Below are 24815 nucleotides of genomic sequence, written 5' to 3'. Positions count from 1 at the left end.
TCATTAATGAATATTTATATAGAAAGCGCTTTTAAGTATATAAATGTAAATAGTTATTGCTAAGAGGAAAGTGATCTGCTATTATTTAATCACTGAATAATTAATTTAATTCACTAAATAAACAATCTCCTCACCCTAATCTTTTTCACTGTCGCAGCTAAATGAAACATGGTGTTGTTGTTTTCACTATGGTGGAAATAAATTGTTAACTTCCATGAAATCATTTAGAATAAAGTATTAATCTACATATGGACAGGGTGAAATCATGGCAACCATTCGTGATATTGCAAAACTGGCAGGTGTGTCGAGTGTGACCGTCTCCAGAGTACTTAACAAAGATAATACATTATCGGTTTCTGAAGAAACGAGACAACGTATTCTTGCCATTGCTGAGGAAATGAACTATCAGACGCCGCGTAGCCGCAGGGCAGCGAGCAGCAAGGAAACTCCAGAAGTCTCCGAGTATTCGAACATCAAAATTGGCACGGTGATGTTTTTGACCGAAAACCAGGAGGAAGATGACCATTACTTTCATGCGATCCGACAGGGAGTCGAGAAAGAGTGTGTAGCCTCCGGCATTAGAACGGCTGATATCTTCAGAATGGAACTGTTTGAGAGTCCGAAGATGGATTTTGGTGATGTCGACGGTGTGATTTTCATCGACAGGTCCTACGATTTCAATATTCAGAATGTAAGAACATTAAAGCATGTGGTCTTTGTCGATTCCGCTCCCGATGTGGAGAGCTTTGATTCCGTGGTGATTGATTTCGAGCGAGTGGCAAAGCTTGCACTTGACCATCTGTTTGATCTTGGACATACAAAGATCGGTTATATCGGAGGTAATCGTACTTACGGTAAGGATCAGCGGCAGTTCTACTTTGAGCGTTATATGAAAGAGAAGGAACTGCTTAATCCAGAGCATGTTTATATGGGTGGTTGGTGGATTCCGGAAGGTAATCGATTAATGAAAGAGGCCATTTCGAAAGGTGATTTGCCGACAGCTTTTTTTGTTGCTAATGATGCACTGGCAATCGGAGCAATTCATGCGGTCAAGGAAGCAGGACTGCGTGTACCTGAAGATGTGGCTATCGTCGGATTTAACGATATTGATATGGCAGAGTACACGAGTCCTCCTCTTACAACAATCCGAAGCCAACCGGAACTGATGGGAAGAATGGCAGTGAAACTGCTGATCGATCAGATTAAGGGTAGAGAAGCCCCGGTACAAGTGGTTGTGCCTGCCAAATTAATTGTGCGTAACAGCTGCGGGTCTTAGGCCCGCAAGCTTATTAAAGGAGGTGAGTACGATGTAAGGCTGCTGCTTGGTGGAGATGGGATACCTGCATACGAGACGGAGCAGTTGCGCTTGAGGTTAATGTTCTTTTTGTTTAATTTAATAATTATTGTTCAAGTGTGGTCAGATCATGGAAAATTGACGAGGGGTGTTTAACAAATGCATAAATTGAAACCGCTTTCATTACTTTCTTTGGTTTTTGTTTTGCTTTTCTCGTTGACTGCTTGTAGCGGCGGTAGTCAAAATTCGCCTTCTGCTTCCCAGAATGCAGGTAATACAGCTAAAGCGGATGCTACTAATGAACCGGTAAAAGAAGAAGATACACAACAAGAGGAAGCCAAGCCGGAAGAGACTTACGACCTTGGCGGAAGAGAAATTAAAATTGGCGCCTGGTGGGACGGAACACCAAAAGCTGACACGCCCGAAGGTGAGAAAGCCATTCAGAAGCAAGCAGAGGTTGAGAAGAAGTACAACGTCAAGATCAAATATGTTGCTGTAGACTACTTCGAGCTTGCTGAGAAATTCACTTCCACCGTTATGGCTGGCGATCCTTTCGCTGACATTATGCTGGCACCTGCCGCTTATATACGGAGCTTTGTGAAGGGTGGATATTTGACAGCGCTTGATGACGTGATGAATGTCAAAGAAGAAACGAAGCTTTCGGACAACATCATTAAAGCGGGTAGTTACGGAACAGGCAAAACCTATGGTTTTGTAACAGGTCCACCACTCTTCGATAACACTGGAGTTCTGTACAACAAGCGCCTCTTCGAAGAAGCGGGTGTACCTACACCTGAAGAGTACATCGAAAAAGGGGAATGGACCTGGGATACCTTTGTAGATGTTGCGAAGAAATTAACGAAGAGCAAAGGCGGTAGCGGAAAAATCGATCAGTGGGGCCTCACAGGATCCCCGTTCTCTCTTTCTACAGCTTCAATCTATTCTAACGGTGGCGTAATTTTTGATGAAGATACACAAAAGGTCGCAGTAGATTCTCCTGAATCGATCGAGGGCCTTGAGTTCGCGAATAAACTCTACAACGAATACAAAGTAGTTAAAAAAGATGAAGGTAACGATTGGGAAGATCCAGCGAGATACTTCAGAGAAGGGCAAGTTGCAATGTATCCAGTGCAATTGTTCGAAGTAGAGCCGCGTTTCCAAAACCAGATGGAAGACCCGTATGTTTTCGTACCTTTCCCAAGCGGACCTAAATCTGGCGGCCAGTTCATTATGGGTATGCCGCAATTGCACGTGAATGTCATTCCACGCGGGGTAAAAGATGCGAATGTTGTCTATAAGATTTGGGAAGATCTGCAAAGCTTCGATACCATTGATGAAGATAACCAAACCATTGCTGAGTCCTGGTTTGATGATGAAATTTCTGTTAACAACGCAATGAACACATTTAAGATTATGAAATTCGCGCGTTATGCAGGCCTTGGTGTCGAAGATAACCTGAGCCAGTTGTATCGTGATATCATAGCTGGAAAAACAACGCCGTCAGCAGGGGTAGCGAAATTGTTACCGGCTCTGCAATCAGCTGCAGATAAAGTTCTAAAAGGCGAATAGTCTATTGGAGAGCGGGGAGTAGACAACCGGGTGAACTCTGCCTTTGGGGGCTGCTCCCTGAATTGCACAAATGAGGACCATAAATTATCAGGCAGGGCAGGGGATTGCGTTGAATATGCCTAAGATGTTGCGCGTCGCTGTTGCATTTACCATCCTGTGTACGGCTGTCATTCCCATGAAGGGAGGGACAGATCACGGACAACAGATTCATGCGGCAGAGAAAAGCAAGACAGGACAATCGGAAGTTGTGGAAGCGTTTCAAATGGATAGTTATGACAGCTACTTACAGGAGCATAAGAATGTCAGCAGACCGGTACAAGATATCGTAATTCATGGTGGGGATTACGTGAAGTTTTATGGCTCAGAACCGAAGAAGGTTAGTTCGGCCGGAGATGAGGAAGGGGCGTTCGTAGAGAGTTATGATACGGGTTCGATTTCATGGGAGGTCAATGTTCCTGAAGATGGACTGTATAATATGACTCTTCGTTACTACACGCTCGAAGGCAGATCGTCCTCTATCGAGAGAGAACTTCTGATTGACGGGAAGCTTCCGTTCGCTGGTGCAAGAAGCTTTATTTTCCCAAGGCTGTGGATGAACGAGAAGCCGCAGATTGAGCAGGATAATCAAGGGAATGATATCCGCCCTCGTCAAATTGAGGCTACTGGATGGCAGGAGATTCCTTTCCGGGATGCAGAGGGCTTTTATGAGAAGCCGTATGCTTTTTATCTGTCGGCTGGTAAACATACAATTACGCTTAACTCTATCAAAGAGCCGATGGTGATCGGCGAGATCAAGATCGGTCAGTTCGATACGCTGCCTAATTATGAAGAGATGAAGGAGCGTTATCAGAAGCTGGGACTGCAAGAAGTGAAGGGTCAACAAGTGAAGGTACAGGGTGAGGATGCGATTCTCAAATCTGCACCAACATTGTACCCGATCACAGATCGATCCAGTCCAAGTACGGAACCAAAGTCCATTTCAAAGATTCGTATGAATACAATAGGCGGCAATAACTGGCGTATGCCGGGTGATTCCATTACTTGGCGGATTGAAGTGCCGGAGGATGGACTTTACAAACTTGGCATCAAGAGCAGACAGGAGTTTTTGCGCGGGGTGTACTCTACTAGAACCCTGTATATTGACGGTGAAATTCCTTTTGATGAAGTGCGGGAGATTCCTTTCAATTACTCAAGTGACTGGAAGATGACTACGCTCGGCAACGAGCAGGAGCCGTATCAGTTCTATTTAACTAAAGGAAGTCATGAGTTGAAGCTCGCGGTCAGCCTTGGTTCAGTTGCACCACTGATCCGTCAGGTACAGAGTAGTATTCTAGAGCTTAATTCCATTTATCGCAAAATCTTGATGATTACGGGTAGTGTGCCGGATCCGTTCCGGGATTACAATCTGGAGCAGAAAATTCCAGAGATGATTGCTGTCTTTGAGAAACACAGTGAAATTCTAACAGGTGTATCTCATCAATTGAACGAAATCACGGGTGAGAAAAGCGATCAGGTGGCAATTTTGACGAAAATGGCCTATCAGCTTGAGGACTTGGCTAAGCATCCAGAGACACTGCAGAATCGTCTGGAATCTTTCAAAATCAATGTTGGTGGTCTGGGAACCTGGGTTCTGCAGGTTAGAGAGCAACCACTCGAAATTGACTATATCGTTCTCGCTTCCCCTGAGCAGAAGATGCCTAAGGCGGCTGCATCCTTTGCTAGCAAAGCCAAGCATGAGGTAACGAACTTATTTAGCTCGTTCTTTACGGACTATAACAGCATGGGAAATACGAGTGAGAATGAACGGGCAGTAACGGTTTGGGTAGGAACCGGACGTGACCAGGCGCAGGTAATTAAAGCGATGACTGATGATACATTTACAGAGCAAACAGGAATTAGCGTGAATTTGCGACTAGTCAATCCTTCTGTCCTTATGCCTGCTACCCTATCAGGACAAGGACCTGATGTAGCGATGCAGATTTCTAATGATATCCCAGTCAACTATGGGATGCGGAATGCCATTGTGGATCTGACTCAGTTCAACGATTACGAAGAGGTTGCCAAGCGATTCCGGGAGAGTGCGATTACCCCGTACAAATTCCATGATGCTGTATTCGGTTTGCCAGAGCAGCAGGTTTTCCCGATGCTGTTCTATCGCAAGGATATTCTGAGTGAGCTTAACTTGAAAGCTCCACAGACGTGGGAAGATATGTATGAGATCATTCCAGTGCTCAAGAAGCACCATATGGATTTGGCGTTGCCGCTTGCTCAGACTGTTGGGGTATCCACACTTGAACCGAGCAAAGCCTTTGCGATGCTGTTGTATCAGCAAGGCGGCGAGTTCTATAACAACGATGGCACTAGAAGTGCCCTGGATTCTGAACCGTCTATGCAGGCTTTCCGGCAGTGGACTGACTTCTTCGTGAACTATAAGTTCCCGCTTCAGTTCGATCTAACGACTCGTTTCCGGACAGGTGAGATTCCAGTCGCGATTTCGGACTACACATTCTACAACACGCTGGCGGTATCCGCTCCAGAGATTAGAGGACTTTGGGACTTTACGGTTGTTCCTGGACTTGAACAGAAAGACGGCAGCATTAAGCGGGATGTATCGAGCGGTGGCTCGGCTGTCATTATGATGGAGCAAACGAAGGACAAAGAAGCAGCCTGGGAATTCATAAAATGGTGGACCGGTAAGGAAACACAGGTACGCTTTGGCCGGGAGATGGAAGGGCTCATGGGTGCAGCAGCTCGTTATCCGACCGCGAACGTGGAAGCTATGGAAGAATTGCCATGGCCAAGTAAGGATCTCCAGAACCTGAAAGAGCAGTGGGATTGGGTGAAGGGTGTTCCTGAGGTACCTGGTGGATACTACACGGGTCGTAACCTTGATAATGCTTTTAGAGAAGTCATTAACAATAAGACGAACACGAGAGATGCTCTCTATGATTACGTGGAAGAGATCAATCGTGAGATCGAGTTTAAGCAAACAGAAATCAATCTGAAGTAGAGACCGAGGTGATCTAAGTTGCAGCAAACCAATACTTTACCGGCATCCGCGGGTGAGCCTTCGCCTCAGAAAGGCGTGAGCACCAAGCATAGTAAACTCTGGTTTAATTTGAAGCGAATGAAAAATGATAAGCATCTATACGTGTTGATTGCTCCATATATGCTGCTGTTCTTCATTTTCACTGTGCTTCCGGTTGTCATGTCCATGCTGATCAGCCTTACGTACTTCAATATGCTGGAGTTTCCACGCTGGGCAGGCTGGAGCAATTATACAAGGTTGCTACTAGACGATGATATTTTTCTGATCGCTCTAAAAAATACGTTGATCTTCGCAGTGATTACGGGTCCGATCAGTTATATTGCCTGTTTCGTATTTGCCTGGTTAATCAATGAGCTCAGGCCAAAGGTACGGGCCTTTATGACCCTTGTTTTCTATGCGCCTTCGATTTCCGGGAATATCTATTTCGTGTGGCAGATTATGTTCTCTGGAGATTCGTACGGTATTGTAAACGGTTTCCTGATGAGGACCGGTTTTATTAATGAACCGATCCTATGGTTCCAGAATCCGAAGTATACGCTGATGATCATTATTATTGTGCAGCTATGGTTAAGTCTTGGAACGAGCTTTCTGGCGTTCATTGCCGGTCTGCAGACGGTTGATAAGACTTTGTTCGAGGCGGGAGCGATGGACGGTATTCGCAACCGGTGGCAGGAGCTATGGTATATCACGCTGCCTTCTATGCGGCCACAGCTTATGTTCGGGGCAGTTATTCAGATCACGGCATCCTTTGCGGTGGCAGACGTAGCGATGAACTTGGCGGGATTCCCAAGTGTGCAGTATTCTGCCCATACCATTGTTACCCACTTGATTGACTACGGAACGATTCGTTTTGAGATGGGGTATGCCTCAGCGATTGCCACAGTGTTGTTTGGTATTATGCTGTGCTCCAACCTAGTGATTCAGAAGATGCTTAGAAGGGTGGGTGAATAGGCCGGTGAGACTAGCACTTAAATTCAGATTGAGCGGGGAGAAGAGAATTAACCGCTCGTGGCAGGTGGACCTTTTCTTATTCCTTCTTCTAGGCCTGTTCGGTGCCTTTATGGCCATTCCACTGATTTATGCGATCAATAATGCGTTCAAGCCGCTCGATGAGCTGTTTCTGTTTCCGCCTAAGATTTTTGTGCGGAACCCTACCTTTAATAACTTTCCTGATTTGTTCCATCTGATGGCCAAATCGTGGGTTCCTTTTTCACGCTACATTTTCAATACGGTGTTCATCACCCTGGTTGGTACAGTGGGGCACGTTATCCTTGCTTCAGCAGCAGCCTACCCGCTGGCAAAGTATAATTTTGTCGGCTCCAAGACATTGTTCTCTATCGTTGTTCTATCGCTCATGTTCTCCTCGCAGGTGACGGCGATCCCGAACTATATGACGATGTCCTGGCTGGGATGGATAGACACGTACTGGGCGATCATTGTGCCGGCATTTGCCTTCCCGCTCGGACTCTATCTGATGAAGCAGTTCATTGAGCAGATTCCGATGGCCTTGATTGAATCCGCCAAAATTGACGGTGCGAGCGAGTACCGCGTGTTCTGGACGATTGTTATGCCGCTGGTTAAGCCAGCATGGTTCACGCTCATTATTTTGTTGTTCCAGATGCTATGGGCCACCGACGGCGGCAGCTTTATCTATAGCGAAGAACTTAAGACGATGCACTATGCGATGGGACAAATTATTCAAGGTGGTATTGCCCGGGCAGGTATAGCAGCAGCGGTAGCTCTGCTATTGATGAGCGTTCCGATGGCGTTGTTCGTCATCACTCAGAGCCAGATCATTCAGACGATGGCATCTTCCGGAATGAAGGAATAGCACGGGAGGAACGAAAATGAAGCTTATTAAGTCAATTAGCAAAGTAGTGCTTGTCTTAACAACAGTAAGCTTATTGGCATCACCGCTTCAAGCGGGAGCTGCTCCCTATGAGGGGTACAGCTACTCTTACTGGGGAGATAGTGTGAGTACCCCTAATGCTTACACTCCGGCAGGCACGATTGATGGCACCGGGCAAGGCATTGGCAAGCTTTTAGAACCGAGCGATATGTATGTTGCTGAGGACGGCTTGCTTTATGTACTGGATGCAGGGAACGGACGAATTGTCGTCTTTGATAAAGATTGGCGGGTTGTTCGAGAGATTCGCGGCTTTGTGCGGGATGGGAAGAATGAGAAGTTCAATAGTCCGCAAGGAATCTATGTTACGAAGCACAATCATATCTATATTGCCGACACTGAAAACCGCAGAGTTGTGGAACTGACAGGAGAAGGAGATTTTGTACGCGACATTGGAGCACCGAAGTCTGATGTCATCCGCTCTGGCTTCGAATATTACCCGATTAAGGTTTCTGTAGATCATGCGGGCCGGATCTATGTTGTCGGCAGAGGGGTCTTCGATGGAATTATCGAACTTGATGCAGAAGGAAACTTCACTGGTTTTATGGGGACGAACCGAGTGAAGTTTGATCCATGGGACTACTTTTGGAAGAAAATGTCGACCAAAGAGCAACGCAGTAAGCTGGAACAATTTGTTCCGCTAGAGTTCAATAATGTGGATCTGGACAGCGAAGGCTTTTTGTATACGACGACGTCTGAGCTGACCTCTACCGATCCGATTAAGCGGCTGAACCCGGTTGGAGAAGATGTCTTGCGGCGTCAAGGCTATTGGTTCCCAAGAGGAGACATCTATTCCATGGGATCTAGTGAAAGCTCACTCTTGATCGATGTCAAAGTCGGTGAGAATGGGGTATATAGTGCGCTTGATTCCCGGAAGGGGCGTGTATTTACCTATGACCAGGACGGAAATCTATTGTACATTTTCGGTCGTATGGGTGAGCAGGAAGGCACGTTTCGTACCCCAGTTGCTTTAGAGCGTAGGGGGGATGATTTCCTGGTGCTGGATAAGGCGATGAATCGAATCAGCGTATTCAAGCCGACCCGTTATGGTGCATTAATTAATGAAGCGAATCATCTGCTGTTCTCCGGCAAGTACGATGAGGCGGAACAGAAGTGGAAGGATCTGCTTAAGCTAGACTCCAATAATGAGATCGCTTATGTCGGTATTGGTAAGGTGATGCTTCGCCAAGGAGAGAACAAGCAGGCACTGGAATATTTGAAACTTGGTTATGACAGGGAGTACTACTCTAAGGCATTCGGTAAATATCGCAAAGAGATAGTACGTGAATACTTTGGGACAGGGATGACCATCGTGATCGTCCTGGGTGTAGCCCTGGTGGGCTTCAGCTTCTTAAGAAGAAGGGCGAGAGGGAAGGTGAATGCGGATGTTACGTGAGATGACCAAAACCCCGTTTTATGTACTGCTTCATCCTTTTCAAGGGTTCTGGGATTTGAAGTATGAGAATAAGGGCAGACTGCGCGTTGCTCTGTCCATGCTGCTATTGCTGACGGTGGCGACTATATTGCTGCGGCAGTACGCAGGTTTTGTTGTTAACTTTAATTATCCCTATGACCTAAATAGCATTAATGAACTGCAATATATTGTTCTGCCATTCTTTCTATGGTGCGTAGCGAACTGGTCTTTGACGACACTCATGGATGGTGAAGGGAAATTCAAGGACATTGTGATGGCCACTGGCTATGCGCTGCTTCCGCTGATCTTGATGAGATTCGGGAATGTGCTAATCAGTAACATCATTACTACGCGTGAATCTGCCTTCTATTACATGATAGATTCACTATCTGTACTATGGTTTGTCTGGCTGCTGTTTATCGGCACAATGACAGTGCATCAATATACAGTTCTGAAGACCATTGTCACGATGGTGCTAACCTTGGTGGTTATGGGCATTATCATGTTCCTGGGGCTGTTATTCTTCAGTCTGCTTCAGGAAATGATCGGTTTCGTGGTATCCATCTATAATGAGATTTCATACCGCATCTAGGAAGGAGGCTGGCAGACGTGAAAAACAAATGGAGAGCGGCAGTCGCTGCGGCAGTTGTAATCAGCTTAGTAACTGCTGGAAGCGGGCCAATCGGGCAAGCTGGAAATGTTGCTGCTGCGCCCAATTCCCTGGATGCGCCGGTAACACAAAGTGATTACTCAGAAGAGGCGGTTCATTCTTCAGATGCAGCGGCATCGGCTCTAGAGTCCATGACGCTGGCTGCCGAGAACGAAGCATTGGCACTTTACTATAGTCCCAAGACGACAGAGATTGCTGTCAGTAATAAGAAGGATGGCACTGTCTGGTTCTCGAACCCGCAGGACCGGGATACGGACAGTAAAGCGTCTGGGATGAATAAATCCATGTTATCCAGCCAGTTGCTGCTGAATTTCTCGGATAAAACAGGCAAGCCGCAGCAATATAACAATTTCAATCAGAGTGTGGAGTACGAACAATTTGAAATTGAGAAGCTAGGTGACGGCCTTAAAATTCTGTATACCATCGGCGAAAAGCTGCGCGGTGTAGAGCAGATTCCAAAGTTTATTAGTGAAGAACGTTTCCAAACACTGATCCTGGATAAGATCAAGGACGAGAAGAAGAAAAAAGATGTCCTCAGCAGATTCAACTTGGATGAGAATAGTAAGCTCTACGAGCGGCGGGATACTGCCTTGAAAGGAATGGCGCTGACCAAGACACTGCGTACGCTAGAGGAAATCGGATATGGCGAAGAAGAGATGGAGATAGACCGTAAGAATAGTGATGTGGTCAGCCAGGCTTCATTCGTGATTCCGGTTACTTATCGACTTGAGGATGATCAGCTTGTAGTGAATGTATCGGCTGAGAATATTCAAAACAAAGGTTTCTTCCTGCACTCCATTTCTGTGCTGCCTTACTTCGGCGCTGCCGGTACCAAGGATCAGGGCTACATGTTCGTACCTGACGGCTCGGGTTCACTCATTCATCTTAATAACAATAAGCTAACTGCCTATGGCTATAATGTGCCTCTATATGGAGCGGATTCAGTTAGCTTGCCGAAAAAGCAGGTGCTGGGCGGAGAAACAGCTCGTTTGCCGGTGTTCGGTATGAAAAAGAATGATGCAGGCTTTGTAGCCATCGTAGAGAATGGGGACGGAATCGGACGCATTGAAGCCGATGTAAGCGGACGGGCGAACTCGTACAATTATGTGTTCAGCAGTTATGAGATCACTGATTCTGATCCGCTTGCACTGACAGGATTCTGGATGCAGCAGTCGGTTCCTAAATTCCAGGATAGACCGTATAACGGTGATATCACGGTTCGTTACGGATTTTTGCAAGAAAAAGAAGCGAGTTACAGTGGGATGGCTTCCTACTACCGTTCGTACTTAATTAAGAAGTACGGGCTTGAGAAGCTGCATGAGCAGGAGCAAATTCCGTTCAATGTAGAATTAATTGGTGGAATTCCAACGAGGAAATTTTTCCTGGGCATTCCGTATAGCTCTTATCAGCCGCTTACCACGTTCAGTCAGGCACAGGACATTCTTAATCAGCTTCAGGGTGATGGTATCCACAATATTAAAGTCCGCTACACGGGATGGTTCAATGGCGGGCTGAATCATAAAATCCCATCCTCTGTATCCGTGGATAGCAAGCTGGGTGGAAAAAAAGGACTTGCGGAACTACAGGACTTTGCGGATCGCAACGGAATTACGCTGTATCCCGATGTATCCTTCATGAGAGTGCTTCAGGATAAAGGGGATTTCAAACCGAAAAGAGATGCGTCACGTACGATGAATGGCGTAGTAGCAACGGTCCATCCTTACGATTTAGCTAGTTACTACAAGCTTACGTATTTGGAACCGACCTATCCGCTCTCTCCTGCAAGGCTGCCTGTAGTAGTGGATAAATTTATGAATCAGTACAACAAGCTTGGGCAGAAGGGGTTGTCTCTGCATGATATGGGGGATGAACTGAATTCCGACTTTAATACGAAGAATGTCCTTACCAGGGAAGAGAGTAAGAAGGCAGTAGAAGAACAGCTTGCGAAGCTGCACACTTATCCAAATATGATGGTATCGGGTGGTAACGCATACACTCTTCCTTATGTAGATAGTGTCGTTAATGCACCGCTTGCGAACAGCGGCTATAACCTTACTGATCAGAGTGTGCCTTTCTATGAGATGGCGCTGCATGGGTACATCGATTATGCAGGAGAAGCGCTCAATCTCTCGGATGAGCAGGATACTCGTTATCATGTTCTGAAATCACTGGAGACGGGCTCTGGGCTGTACTTTACTTGGTTCTATGAGAAACCATCACTGGTTAAGGAAACCGGGTTCGACTATCTGTATTCTGCGAGCTATCAAAATTGGATGGATGAGGCCAAGTCGACGTATGCCGAAATAAACAATGTGCTGAGTAAAGTACGGACTCAGATTATAAAGGATCATCAAATGCTAGAAAAAGGTGTCTATCAAACCACCTATGAGGATGGAACATCAATAGTAGTCAACTATAATGATTATCCGGTCAATGTAGGTGGCGCTGCTGTTGAAGCGATGGGGTACCTTATGGGAGGCGAGCGCAATTGAAGCAACCTAGAGTCGGGCTAACGCTGCACCAGCGGCAAAAGTATAAAGGAGTATGGTTTATTCTCCCCTGGTTTGCCGGATTCCTGTTATTGTTCCTTGTGCCGCTTATTAATTCGCTGCGCTATAGCTTCAGTACACTGAAGGTGAACGATAATGGATTTTCTATTCAATCTGTAGGTTGGGCTAATTTTAAGAATGCTTTGTTTCAAGATGAGCATTATGTACGAACGTTGACTGAATCTATGGCGAACATGGCCATCAATGTACCGCTAATTGTTATTTTCAGTTTGTTTGCAGCGGTGCTGTTGAATCAGAAGTTTAAAGGAAGAGGCCTCGTTCGCGCCATATTCTTCTTGCCGGTTATTCTGGCCTCTGGCGTCATCGCGGCTGTTGAAAACGGCGATTATACCCAGGGAATCATCAAAAGTGCAAGTCAGACGTCAAGTGGTGAGTTTGCGCTGTTCCGTAATCTGGAGCTCGCCAAGCTGCTATTAAACTCAGGTGTCAATTACCAAATCGTTCAATACCTGGTCGGGGCGGTCAACCGGATCTATCAGATCATTACGGCTTCTGGAGTGCAGATTCTTATTTTCGTAGCAGGCTTGCAGTCCATTTCCGGCTCGCTGTATGAAGCCTCCAAAATTGAGGGTGCAACCGGGTACGAGTCATTCTGGAAAATTACGTTTCCGATGATCAGCCCGTTGATTTTGACGAATGTGGTCTATTCTATCATTGATAACTTGCTTACAAGCCCGACGACCCAGCAAATTCGGGATACGGCCTTCAAGTCCTATCAATTTGGACTTAGTGCAGCAATGGCTTGGATCTATTTTGTCGTGATCTCGCTCTTCTTATGGCTAATTACAATGCTCATTTCCAGGAAAGTATTCTACCACGACTAAGTTAGGAGGGAGCCTGCTATGAAAGCTGAAAGTATTAGAGAAAAGGCGGCGCATGTGCTACCTTCTTCCTTGGAGCGCATGTCTCATTCAAGTTTTTGGGTTAATCATGTGAAAAATTGGCTCTGGGTTTTTGTGCGAAGCGTTCTTCTTGCTGGCATTTCCTTTATCATCTTGTATCCGATTCTGATTAAGGTCATGATTGCGATCAAAGATCCTGTTGATCTGTATGATGCCAGTGTAGTTTGGATTCCAAAGCACTTCACGTTGAGGAACTTTTTGTTAGTAAGCGAGTCGCTGAATTATCCGAAGGTTCTGCTCAACACATCGTTATTGTCTATTCTGGTCATGGTGTGCCAGACCTTGTCTTGTGTACTTGCCGGTTATGGGTTCTCAAGAATGAAATTCCGGGGTAGCGGTTTGTTGTTCGGCTGCGTGATCTTTACGATTCTAGTGCCGCCACAGACGATTATGATTCCAACCTATTTGACTTATAAAAACTTTGATATTCTAGGCATCATTACCTTCTTAACAGGTAAACCCTTGAATCTCATCGATACTTACTGGCCGTTCTTTATTTCCTCTATTCTAGGAATGGGGCTGAAGACAGGACTATTTGTTTACATTTTCCGTCAGTTCTTCAGAGGGATTCCTAAGGATTTGGAGGAAGCAGCTTGGGTGGATGGATCAGGCACCTTCGGTACCTTTATGCGGATTATTTTGCCGAATGCCATTCCGGCCCTGGTGACCGTTATGCTGTTCTCCTTCGTATGGCAATGGAACGACTCCTTCTTCACCGGGATGGTCCTGAATGAAACGGGTGTGATGTCTTCCATGGTCTCTGGTGCGTGGGGACAGATCATGTTCTATCTGAGATATACGGAAACTTCTCTCGGTATGGACCCGCTGTATGCATCCATGATTCGTAATACTGCGGTATTGATGGCGATTCTGCCGCTGATTATTATGTACTTGTTCGTACAGCGTCACTTTGTAGAAAGTATGGAACGCAGTGGATTGGTGGGTTAATCGCTAGCTAAGATGAACAGAAGAAAGTAACAAAAGCGAGAAAGAACGAAGGGGGAAGTTTGGAACTGTAGGAGCGAAGCGTTCGCCTGAAAGCTTTCCGTAGGAAAGCTAGCATCGGAAGCCTAAGCTGTCCCCAGATTTCAACCGCTAGAAGTGGTTTGAATCAAAATAAATCTGGGGACAACAGCGACCGGAAGTCCAAACATTCCACCGTAGTGACGATCGAGCTTTACGTGAAGATCTTAAGTTCGTCATATATAGGCTCAATCTGAATAGGGCGCAAGAAGGTTGATTGCTTCTTGCGCCCTTGTTCATGTTATACAAAAATAGGCGGGAGAGTGATGTAAGCTGATTAAGAACAGGAAGCTAATACTTGCCGCTCTGCTTCTTATCATTGGAGGAATTGTTGTTTTTGTATGGCTTAGCAGTCTCCGAGGGGAGGAGAAAACTATAGAGTCAGCAGCGAAAGATACGGTAGTAGAGGAGCAGCAAACTGCAGAATTGCCAGCGGCGAATGCAACCGAGCCACCAGCACCCACCTTATATGAATTCCAAGCTAATGATTCGCGGAACATTTTGAAAGGACCGCATACACAAATCGCTGATTGCGCACAGTGTTCTGATGGTAAACAGGTAGGAGGTCTTTTCGAAGGTAGTTCAATTCAGTTCAATGATGTAGAAGTCACAGAGGCTGGGAAATACATTGTAACCGCTTACTACGTATCGGGTGATCCACGCTCTTTTTATGTTAAGGTGAATGACAAGGATTCGGAGAAGATTGACTTTCCGGAAGTTGTGAAAGACGACTGGGATTCAGTAGGCAGCTTTGATTTTGAGATCGAACTGAACGGTGGCAGCAATGTCCTGCTATTCTCTGACGGTGATTGGTACTCTCCCAATTTGGATCGAATTGTGATTAAGAAGGCGCCTGATAGCGTTAATGTTGGACAGAATCCAGCGTTCCAGTGGGGCGATTCTGCGAATATTGGTGAGCTGGCGACGACTTTGAAGGTTGGAAATATTACAGTATCACAGCATAGCTCTGGATTTACAGTGGATAGTGGTACTTACCAATTGCTTTATAATACGACAACTGGATTATCGTCATACGCCTGGGATGGCAAGGTGATCGCCAAGGGGGTATACAGCAGTTTCAAGCTGAATGAGGAACTGGTCTACAGCAATGAGTATGATTCGCACACTTTGCTAACTGATCAGGTAGAACAGATTCAGGATGGACATGGCAAAGGAATCAAGCTCATTGTCCGTAATGAGAAGCAAGGGCAACCAAGTCTTGAACAAATCTATTATGTGTACGAGAAGACTAACTACTTTATCAAAGCTGAAGAAGTGACTGGCAGCAGCGAGTTAAGTACGAATGAGATGGCTCCTGTGGTGCTGGAGACTGCTGGCGGAGTCGACCTTGGACAGTATAGTGATAACCGGGTGCTCATCGTGCCGTTCGATAATGATGCTTGGGCGCGTTATGATTCCAAGTCGATGAATACCCACCTGAACACGAATAGTAATATTAGCTCTGAAGTGACGGCGATCTTTGATAATGCCAGCCGTAATGGTCTGATTATCGGATCGGTGACTCATGATACGTGGAAGACAGGCATCCACTGGAGCGGTGCAGATAATCGTCTGGATCAGCTTAAGGTATTCGGCGGGTTTACTTCCAAAAAAGTCACCTATGACAGCTTGCCGCATGGAGCGATTAAAGGGCGACTACTTAAGTCACCGCAGATTTTTGTCGGTTTCTACAGCGATTACCGTGACGGGATGGAAGCCTATGGCCGCGCGAATGCAGTAGTAGCGCCTCCGCTCTCCTTCGGCCCGAATGTTCCGCAGGGGGTTCCTGTTGGCTGGAATAGCTGGGGAGCGTATGCCGAACATCTGTCGTATGATAATCTGATGGCAGCCTCTAACTTTTTCCATGATCATCTGCAAAATAAATCCTTCAACAACGATGGTGCGGTGTACATGAACATGGATTCCTTCTGGGATAATCTGTCGGATGAGCAGCTTGAAGATGCTGTGGTGAAAATCCGCAAGAACGGGCAGATTCCTGGAACTTACCATACACCATTTGTATATTGGGGTAAGAATATGATTACTGAAGTGGAAGGAACAGAGGGGAAATACACTTATGGTGATATCATACTCAAGGATGGTGAAGGGAAGCTCGTTCCGTATGGTAATGGAATCGCCCTTGATCCTACTCACCCAGGTACGAAGATGAAGATGGATTATGATATTGCCCGTTTTAAAGCACGTGGTTATCAGTTCATTAAGCTCGACTTTCTCACCCATGCTTCGATGGAAGGCGATTTCTATGATAAAAATATCACGACAGGGATACAGGCATACAACGAGGGAATGTCCTACTTGCTGAATCAGCTTGGGGACACGATGTTCGTCAGTGCTTCTATTGCGCCGATTTTCCCGAGCCAATATGCCCACAGCCGTAGAATCTCCTGTGATATTGACGGCTCGATTTCCTCTACGGAATATCAACTGAACAGTCAGACGTATGGCTGGTGGCAGAACGGGACGATCTATCATTATACCGATCCCGACTACATGACACTGACTAAGGGTGAGACCTTCGAGGGGGCACAAACCCGGGTCAATGCGTCGGTCATTTCGGGAACGGTCTATCTGAATTCGGATGATGTGCAGAGCGCGGAAGCACAGAAGCTGATGAAGAAACTGCTGACCAATCCGCGGGTGAATGAATTGGCGATTAAAGGCAAGGCTTTCCGTAATGTGGAGGGCAATACGGGAACCGCTGCTTCAGATACGTTTGTCTTGGAAGATCAGGGTGCTTACTATTTGGCTGTGTTCAACTACAGCAAGGAATCTGCAGAGAAGATCATCGATCTTGGTCGTGCAGGGATTCCGGCGAATGCCAGCATCCTTGATCTGTGGACTAATAAGCCGGTTCAATCACAAAATGGTAAGCTTACGCTCACGCTGAGTGGAAGACAATCCGTGCTGTACAAACTGGCTTCAAATTAAAGACTGACTACAAGTATTGAGATTCAAGAGTTGATTGGACATTGTCCAGTCAGCTCTTTTTTTGTGCTCCCGGTATGAGCCGGACTAAACGTCTTCACCATTTATTATTTAATTAAAAAATCAAGCGCAGGATTTCTAATCAAATTTATTGCCTCGGGTTATTTCTTTCTCTTCTGTAGGAGTAGATGTATAAATGAAGTCGGTTCCACCATTAAGTGATATTAATGTTAGAAAAAATAACATACAAAAGAGAATTTATATATAAAATTTGTATAAAAAGACTATTGTTATATTGTAATTCGATAAAATTAAATTATAAGTGTCATGTATATTGACGCAGTTTTATGTTCGTGCTAAATTGTATTCAAAGTTAATCAACTCATCAAATAATTTAATTAAAAAATTAAAAAAAGAGTTGGGGGAGAGAAAGATGTCGGTCATATTGGTGGAGAACTTGTCCAAGAGGTTTTCGCGCAAAGGTCAGTGGACTGAAGCCTTACGTAACATCAATCTGGAGCTGGACAGCGGCACATTCGTCAGTCTGATTGGACCGAGCGGGTGCGGGAAATCAACGCTGCTGCGTATTATAGGCGGACTGGAGACTGCTGATGCTGGAAAGGTGAGCATCGGTGGAATGACCCCGCTAGAGGCACAGGCATCGAAAGTGTTCGGATTTGTCCCTCAGGCGCCCGCATTGTTTCCTTGGCGCACGATTATTGAGAATATGCAGCTGCCGCAGGAAGTGAACCGCAAAGGCGGCGCAGCCTATGAGAGCAACCGCGAAGACGAGACGGAATTGCTGCGGGCTGTTGGTCTCGGCGACTTCACCAACGCATATCCGAAGGAGCTATCGGGCGGCATGCAGCAACGTGTAGGCATTGCGAGGGCGTTCGCGAGTGGAGCGCCGATCCTACTCATGGATGAACCCTTCTCCGCACTTGATGAAATTACAAGAGAGAAGATCAGTCACCAGTTGATGAGTATTTGGGAGAAGCATCAGAAAACCGTTGTGTTTGTTACGCATAACATCCGTGAAGCTGTATTTCTATCAGATAAAGTTGTTGTCATGTCGAGCCGTCCCGGGCGAATAACTGAGATTGTCGACATTAATCTGCCGCATCCTCGAACGAAGATGGAAGAGAATGATCCGATTTTTCATGATTATGTTCATCAAATCCGTGCTTTGTTGCAGGAAAGGTGGGATTGACTATGGTGGTCGCAGGCAAGCAAAACACATCGAGACTAAACGCAAAAGGAGCAGGTGTAACGATGATGGATATTAAATTGAATGCCAATAGGGAGTCTGGAATTACGTTTGATCCGTCGTCCGTACCTTCCAAAAAGTTTTCGAAAACGCGTCGGGCCTTGTCGTCGTCGGCACCTCCGACGGTTGCCTTCATCGGCTTCTTCCTTGTCTGGGAGGCGCTGGTCCGTCTGATCGGTCTTAATGCGCTAACGCTCCCTGCACCAAGCTCGGTGCTTGCAGAACTGTTTGGACACCTCTCCTTCTACTTGCCCCACGCTTGGACAACATTGTACGAAGCGATTGGAGGATTCCTCCTCGGCTCTGTGCTGGCGCTAACGGGTGGGATTATTATGGCACACTCGCGTTTGATTGAGCGCTCGCTGCTCCCGCTAGCCGTGCTTGCCAATGTGACACCGATCTCGGCCATCGCTCCACTACTCATGATTTGGTTTGGTTTCGGGGCGTTGCCCAAGGTGCTAATCGCGGCAATCGTCACCTTTTTCCCGATGCTGGTCAACTCGATTACAGGCTTCCGCTCCGTTGATGCTAACAATTATGAATATATGAAGTCGCTTCACGCCAGCAAGATGGAGATTTTCTTGAAATTACGGCTGCCAAACAGTCTGCCCTATCTGTTCTCTGCCGCTCGCACCTGCGTTAGTTTGAGCGTGATGGGGGCGGTTGTCGGCGAATGGAGCGGATCAACGGAAGGACTGGGAAATCTGGTAATGCTGTCGAGTAATAACATGCAGATGAATCAGGTATTCGCTTCGATCCTGCTGCTCGCACTAATGGGAATTATACTGACGAATCTCGTCCGTTTGGTCGAACGCAGGGTGCTTTCATGGCATAGCTCTGAACAGTCCAAAGGGTAACCTGACGTACAGCATCACCGAGTAATCGATAACAATAGATATGGAGGTCTGGAATATGGCAAAGAATAAGGTCTTTTCAACGGTAAGTTCGGCAGGTGCACTGCTAACGTTGTTCGCGATGGTACTGGCGGGCTGCGGAGGCAATTCTGGCAATTCCAGTAGCTTCTCTTCTTCGGCAGCAGCATCGCCTACCGCAATCGCGTCGGCACCTGCTTCGGCAGAATCGGATTGGGCAGCACGTAAGGCGTCCAACGAGAAGGCAGGGAAAATCAGGTATATGACGGGATTTTACTTCGGGGCCTCGCCGCCTGACCTGGAAGTCGTTGTTGCGGATGAACTCGGATACTTTAAGGATTTGGGCATCGATGTTGAGATTCAGGGTGGCCTTGATTCCGAGGGGATGAAGTTCCTTGCTGCGGATAAGATACAGATCGCCAGTGCAGGCGCCCCTAGCCTTGTCATCCAGTCTGTTGCTAGTGGTGCTGGTATTAAAGGGATTGCTACCTTCGGTGCCAAAGGGAACAACGCGCTGATGGTTATGGCTGACTCGGGCATCACGAAACCACAGGATCTGGTAGGTAAAACGATTGGGTACCACGGAGCGTTGCCGCCAAACTATGTAGCCATGTTCAAAAATGAAGGGATTGATCCGGCCTCGGTTAAAGGCGTCTCTGTCGGTTACGATCCCAGCGTGCTGAGTTCTGGCAAGGTCGCCGCGCTCACTGTCTACAAGTCTAACGAACCCCATATTATGGAGAGCAAGGGATTCAAGGTAAGTCTGATTGATCCTGGAGACTACGGTGCTAAGACATCATTTGGCGTCATCGTAGCTAATGAGGAGTTCGCCAAGGAGCATCCGGATACAGTTACGGATTTTCTCCGTGCCGTTGCTAAAGCCCATGAATGGGCGCTTGCTAATAGTGAACAAGCACTCGACATGTTGAAGAAGCGTTCACAATCTGGGTACGATCTGGCCTCCGAGACTAATCGCTGGACAGTTGAAAGCAAAATTGTTAAGGATGCACAAGACCCGAAACACGGAGTGGGATGGCAAACGGACACACAGTGGCAGAATGAGATCGACATGCTGAAGAACGCAGGCGTGCTGACGAAGACGCTAGCTGTTACAGATGTTATGGACAACCAGTATCTCAATTCCATTTACGACGGAACTAATCTAATCTGGCCAAACAAATAATAGACACTAGCTGCAGGAGGATACGAATATGACAAAAGGTATTGATTATAACAGTGTGGACTTTGGTATTTTCTTACCTATTACTAATGGAGGGTGGATTATATCGGAATCCGAACCGCGTCCAGACGGCAGTTATTTACTCAATCGCGCAGCTGCTGTGATCGCAGAGGAGACCGGCTTTGACTTCATTATGTCGATGGCGAAGTGGAGGGGTTATGGAGGTACGACAAATCACTGGGGCACTTCACTTGAGTCGATGACGATGATGGCGGGCCTGGCTGAGGCGACCTCCCGGGTTAAGGTGTTCGCTACGGTGCATACGCTCCTCTATCATCCGGCCGTCGCTGCCAAAATGTTCGCGACACTGGATCAAATCAGCGGCGGACGGGTCGGTATGAACGTTGTATCTGGCTCGTATGCGGGAGAATTCAGACAGATGGGGACATGGCCGGAGCATCTGGATCATGATGCCCGCTATGACCTGGCCCGTGAATGGATGCAGGTCGTGAAGAAGCTGTGGACGGAGGAGCGCGTCAATCATAAGGGGGAATACTTCGAACTGATCGACTGCGAGTCTAACCCGAAGCCGTTGCAGCAGTCGCCTCGGCCACCGATCATCTGTGCAGGCCAATCAGAGAAAGGTATCGGCTTTACCATCGAGGAAGGTGATGCCTGCTTCATCGGCGGCCGTGATCTTGACGAGTTGGCGGCCTTATCGAGACGCGCCAAGGAGATGGCCGCAGAGCGGGGGAAGACAATCAAGACGTACTCGATGTTCGGAGTGCTTCCGGCAAATACGCAAGAGGAAGCAGAGGCCAAGCTGAAGCGTTTTCAAGATGGTGCTGATATTGAGGCGATAAAAGGGCTGCTGCGCAGCTACGGAATGGATCCGGATGGCCGCGAGAATGTAATGCAAGCGCGTGCCAAAAATGTATTCATGAATGAAATGCTCGTTGGTAATGCGGAGGCGCTTGCTGCGCAAGTTCGTAACATCATTGAGCATACGGGTATCGACGGCATGATGCTGACGTTCTCGGACTATACCGAAGATGTGCGCTATTTCGGGGAGCGCGTACTGCCGCTGTTGCGCAAGGGGGAACAATGAAGGCGGCTCTGCTGATTATCGATGTGCAGCGTGACTTCTGCGCACCGGACGGTGCGGTAACGGCATTTGGTGCGGACTTGTCCACAATCGATGGGACGGTGGACAGGATTGATCGTTTGATTGGTGCAGCCCGTCGCGCTGGAGTAGATGTTATCTTCGTCCGGCTTGAAACAGAGCCGGAGCTGGACTCGCCCGCAATGCTGAGATGGTACGAGCGGCAGGGCATCGATCCGTTGGTGGCGGCGGCTGTATGCCGTAAAGGGGAGCCGGGGGCGGATTATTATCGCCTCTTCCCTGAACCGGGCGATACAGTTGTCTCGAAGACGCGGTATAGCGGCTTTGTCGGGACGAATCTCGATGAAGTGCTACAGGAGAAGGAGATCGGAATTGTGTACGCGACAGGTGTAACGACCGAGTGTTGTGTAGAGTCGACCGTACGCGACGCATTCATGCGAGATTACGAGGCTTTTGTTGTCAGTGACGCGTGTACGGCTTACGAGGAAGAACTTCATCTTTATTCATTGCGTGCGATGGCATTGAACTTCGCCACGTTGATCGACACGGAAACGCTGCTGGCAGAGTGGGCAGATATCGGGGAGGTATAAGCATGTCGGAACATCGGAATTTCATGAGCAGTGAGGATGAGGCCGGCGCAGATGCAGGGCGAATCGCCGAAATTGAAGCGCTCGTCCGGCGTCATATTGATACTGAAGAGCTAACCTCACTTATCCTGGAGTTGTGTAACATCCGCAGTCTGGCTGGTTATGAGAAGGAAGCGGGTGACTATGTATTCGCCTGGATGGAGCGGGAGGGCTTCGCTCCGAGTCGTGTTGGTATGGTCGAGGATCGGTTCAGTGTCGTCGGCAGATTCGGTGGAGAAGCACCGGAGGCAGGCAGGAATTTGCTGTTTACGAGCCATCTGGATACAGAGGCACCACAGTACAATTGGCGCGATCAGTGGAAATACCGCCCGGGTGGTACAATCGATGATCCGGGTTGGACGACGGCCTCACTAGTCGAGGGGCGCTTCTCCGGACATCCGGTGGAGAATGATCGGGGGCCGATGGCGTGTTTTCTCATAGCAGCCAAAGCGTTGAAACTAGCAGGTCTACCTCTGGCGGGGCATCTGTATCTGACCGCTTGTCCGGCGGAGATCGGCCCGGAGCATGTTGAGGAGTTCAAGGGTACACAGTATCTTGGCAAGGAGATCGGTGCGCACTATATGATGACACATGGTGGTGTTGCACCGGACTACGCGATTGCGGCTGAAGGCACTGACTTCGGAATCTCTTGGGTAAGCTGCGGCCATGCGCTATTCCGCATCGATGTCTATGGCGAGGATGTGTTCACACCACTGCTTGAACATTCGAATGAATTGAAGAATCATCCGAGCGCACTTGTACGTGTTGCGCCGCTCATCGGGGACGTGCAGCTATGGGCTGCAGACTATGAAATTCGGCAAACGTACCACTCGCCGGGAGGTACGGCTGTTCCGAAGGTGCAGATCTCAGCCATTCGTGGTGGTGATCCTCACATCTTTGGCGGAGGAAGTGAAGTCTGTTCACTCTATATTGAGGTAAATCTAACTCCTGCTCAGAGCGTCGCTGATGTGCAGCGCGAACTGGAAGCATTACTGAAGCGCGGCGGTTATGACGGCGCTGTTCAGCCGATAGTCTATCGCCAAGGTTTCGAAGCAGACGCAGCGCGGATCGATCCTCTGCGCGCCGCACTGGCTGCAGCGGGCGAAGCGGGCGGACGCGGGGCGGCGCCGATCGCGCACCCGGTGTATTCCAGTATGTGGCGGGATCATAACGTGTTTAACATGTACAACATCCCGTCGGCGACTTATGGTCCGACCCGTTTCCAACCGAGTCTGCAGGATATGGTCGATGCAGCCGTCGTCTATGCTGTAACCGCCTGGCAGGTGTGCAACAGCCGAGGATAGCCGGAGTGTCAGCGATTGATTGTAATTTTGCTTCGATTCATTGGGAGGGATATGGTATGGAAGGTATTGCATGGAGGGGCATCATGGGGAAGTTCGCGACGGGAGTTACGGTGATTACAACGCTCGATGAAGCGGGACGACCGATAGGTATGACAGCCAATGCATTCACATCTCTGTCGCTGGAGCCGCCTTTGCTCCTTATCTGCTTAGATAAGGGAAGCAGTACACTCGTTAGCCTGCTTGCAGCGCGGAAGTTCGCAGTCAACTTTCTGGCCGATACGCAGGAGGAGGTATCCCGGCGCTTCGCCCGAAAGAGCGAGACTGACAAATTCGATGAGGTTGACTATCGTGAGGGTGAACTGGGGCTGCCTATACTTGGCGGCTGCCTCGCTTCAGTCGAATGCAGTCTGGCAAATACGCTGGACGGAGGCGACCATCTGATTCTGGTTGGACAGGGCGAGTACCTATACGAGCCGGAAACGCAATCAAGCCCCTTATTATTTTACCAGGGCAAGTACAGAGCGCTGCAGGCGCTGGAGATCTAAGGAGGGTTCATATATGCATATCGCGGTCATCGTTGGTAATCCGAAACCGTTTTCAAAGACCTATACAATCTCGCTCCGCCTTGCGGAAGCGATCGCCGAGTATGCCGAGGATGCATCACTTCATGTGACTTATGATGTGATCGATTTGGCGCCACATGGTGGCTCATTTCTATCATGGGGAGACCCAGCGGCGGCTGAACTGAATGAGCGTATTACCGGTGCACAAGCTGTTGTATTCGCTAGTCCTACGTATAAGGCTACCTACACAGGGCTGCTGAAGCTGTTTGCGGATCAACTGCCTCCGGATGCGTTGGCTGGTAAGTTAGCTATTCCTCTGCTCGTGGGAGCGGCTCCGCATCACAGTCTGGCTGTCGAGCTTCACCTGAGGCCGCTTCTCGTCGAACTGGGGGCTTCCTGCCCGACAAAAGGTTTGTACGTGATAGACTCTCAGTTGGATGATTTCGGGACAATAGCGAAAGAATGGGTGTCACAGAACGATAAGTGGCTGCTGAACCGGGTTTGAAGATATACTTTAATAAATTGGAAAGGAGGAAA

Annotated in this window: 19 protein-coding genes; all 19 read left to right on the top strand. The window is 47.8% G+C overall.

The window, feature by feature from the left end:
- Positions 1 to 265 precede the first annotated feature (265 nt).
- Positions 266 to 1276 carry a LacI family DNA-binding transcriptional regulator gene (locus ACFRAM_RS26040; RefSeq protein ID WP_379469651.1) on the top strand — a complete coding sequence of 337 codons (1011 nt, stop codon included), beginning with the start codon at positions 266 to 268 and terminating at the stop codon, positions 1274 to 1276.
- A gap of 177 nt (positions 1277 to 1453) precedes the next feature.
- Complete coding sequence (locus ACFRAM_RS26035; protein WP_379469649.1) at positions 1454 to 2863, top strand: extracellular solute-binding protein; 1410 nt, start codon at positions 1454 to 1456, stop codon at positions 2861 to 2863.
- 115 nt (positions 2864 to 2978) lie between these two features.
- A complete protein-coding gene (locus ACFRAM_RS26030; RefSeq protein WP_379469647.1) occupies positions 2979 to 5873 on the top strand; it encodes an extracellular solute-binding protein in 2895 nt (964 codons plus the stop codon).
- A gap of 117 nt (positions 5874 to 5990) precedes the next feature.
- On the top strand, positions 5991 to 6863 hold the full coding sequence (locus tag ACFRAM_RS26025; RefSeq protein WP_175372422.1) for a carbohydrate ABC transporter permease: 873 nt from the start codon (positions 5991 to 5993) through the stop codon (positions 6861 to 6863).
- Between the two features lie 4 nt (positions 6864 to 6867).
- Positions 6868 to 7743 (top strand): carbohydrate ABC transporter permease, encoded by an 876-nt coding sequence (locus ACFRAM_RS26020; RefSeq protein ID WP_379469645.1) that lies wholly within the window; start codon positions 6868 to 6870, stop codon positions 7741 to 7743.
- 16 nt (positions 7744 to 7759) lie between these two features.
- The gene (locus ACFRAM_RS26015; protein ID WP_379469643.1) at positions 7760 to 9214 is read left to right on the top strand and encodes a gluconolactonase; all 1455 of its coding nucleotides are present in this window, start codon (positions 7760 to 7762) and stop codon (positions 9212 to 9214) included.
- The gene (locus ACFRAM_RS26010) at positions 9198 to 9824 is read left to right on the top strand and encodes a Yip1 family protein (protein ID WP_379469641.1); all 627 of its coding nucleotides are present in this window, start codon (positions 9198 to 9200) and stop codon (positions 9822 to 9824) included. The genes ACFRAM_RS26015 and ACFRAM_RS26010 overlap by 17 nt, the downstream gene beginning before the upstream one ends.
- A gap of 17 nt (positions 9825 to 9841) precedes the next feature.
- Positions 9842 to 12394 (top strand): DUF5696 domain-containing protein, encoded by a 2553-nt coding sequence (locus tag ACFRAM_RS26005; protein WP_379469639.1) that lies wholly within the window; start codon positions 9842 to 9844, stop codon positions 12392 to 12394.
- On the top strand, positions 12391 to 13296 hold the full coding sequence (locus ACFRAM_RS26000; RefSeq protein ID WP_175372340.1) for a carbohydrate ABC transporter permease: 906 nt from the start codon (positions 12391 to 12393) through the stop codon (positions 13294 to 13296). The genes ACFRAM_RS26005 and ACFRAM_RS26000 overlap by 4 nt, the downstream gene beginning before the upstream one ends.
- An 18-nt stretch (positions 13297 to 13314) precedes the next feature.
- Positions 13315 to 14322, top strand: a complete 1008-nt coding sequence (locus tag ACFRAM_RS25995) for a carbohydrate ABC transporter permease (protein WP_246317157.1) — start codon at positions 13315 to 13317, stop codon at positions 14320 to 14322.
- A 501-nt stretch (positions 14323 to 14823) separates the two neighbouring features.
- Positions 14824 to 17346, top strand: coding sequence for a carbohydrate-binding protein (locus ACFRAM_RS25990; RefSeq protein WP_379469636.1), 2523 nt, complete (start codon positions 14824 to 14826; stop codon positions 17344 to 17346).
- A gap of 430 nt (positions 17347 to 17776) precedes the next feature.
- The gene (locus ACFRAM_RS25985) at positions 17777 to 18553 is read left to right on the top strand and encodes an ABC transporter ATP-binding protein (protein ID WP_379469634.1); all 777 of its coding nucleotides are present in this window, start codon (positions 17777 to 17779) and stop codon (positions 18551 to 18553) included.
- Between the two features lie 62 nt (positions 18554 to 18615).
- On the top strand, positions 18616 to 19467 hold the full coding sequence (locus tag ACFRAM_RS25980; RefSeq protein ID WP_379469632.1) for an ABC transporter permease: 852 nt from the start codon (positions 18616 to 18618) through the stop codon (positions 19465 to 19467).
- Positions 19468 to 19522: 55 nt separating this feature from the next.
- Positions 19523 to 20665, top strand: a complete 1143-nt coding sequence (locus ACFRAM_RS25975; protein WP_379469630.1) for an ABC transporter substrate-binding protein — start codon at positions 19523 to 19525, stop codon at positions 20663 to 20665.
- Positions 20666 to 20693: 28 nt separating this feature from the next.
- Entirely contained in the window at positions 20694 to 21770 is a 1077-nt protein-coding gene (locus tag ACFRAM_RS25970) for an LLM class flavin-dependent oxidoreductase (protein ID WP_379469628.1), read from the top strand.
- Entirely contained in the window at positions 21767 to 22375 is a 609-nt protein-coding gene (locus ACFRAM_RS25965; RefSeq protein WP_379469626.1) for a cysteine hydrolase family protein, read from the top strand. The genes ACFRAM_RS25970 and ACFRAM_RS25965 overlap by 4 nt, the downstream gene beginning before the upstream one ends.
- A 2-nt stretch (positions 22376 to 22377) precedes the next feature.
- The gene (locus ACFRAM_RS25960; RefSeq protein WP_379469624.1) at positions 22378 to 23715 is read left to right on the top strand and encodes a zinc-binding metallopeptidase family protein; all 1338 of its coding nucleotides are present in this window, start codon (positions 22378 to 22380) and stop codon (positions 23713 to 23715) included.
- Between the two features lie 56 nt (positions 23716 to 23771).
- Positions 23772 to 24260, top strand: a complete 489-nt coding sequence (locus tag ACFRAM_RS25955) for a flavin reductase family protein (RefSeq protein WP_379469622.1) — start codon at positions 23772 to 23774, stop codon at positions 24258 to 24260.
- 13 nt (positions 24261 to 24273) lie between these two features.
- Positions 24274 to 24783, top strand: coding sequence for an NADPH-dependent FMN reductase (locus tag ACFRAM_RS25950; RefSeq protein WP_379469620.1), 510 nt, complete (start codon positions 24274 to 24276; stop codon positions 24781 to 24783).
- The last annotated feature ends 32 nt before the right edge of the window (positions 24784 to 24815 follow it).

The organism is Paenibacillus sp. NPDC056722, from assembly GCF_042790635.1.
GTDB lineage: Bacteria > Bacillota > Bacilli > Paenibacillales > Paenibacillaceae > Paenibacillus_AQ > Paenibacillus_AQ agri.
The sequence above is the reverse complement of the archived record's forward strand: the minus strand, read 5'-3'. Positions and strand labels throughout refer to the sequence as shown.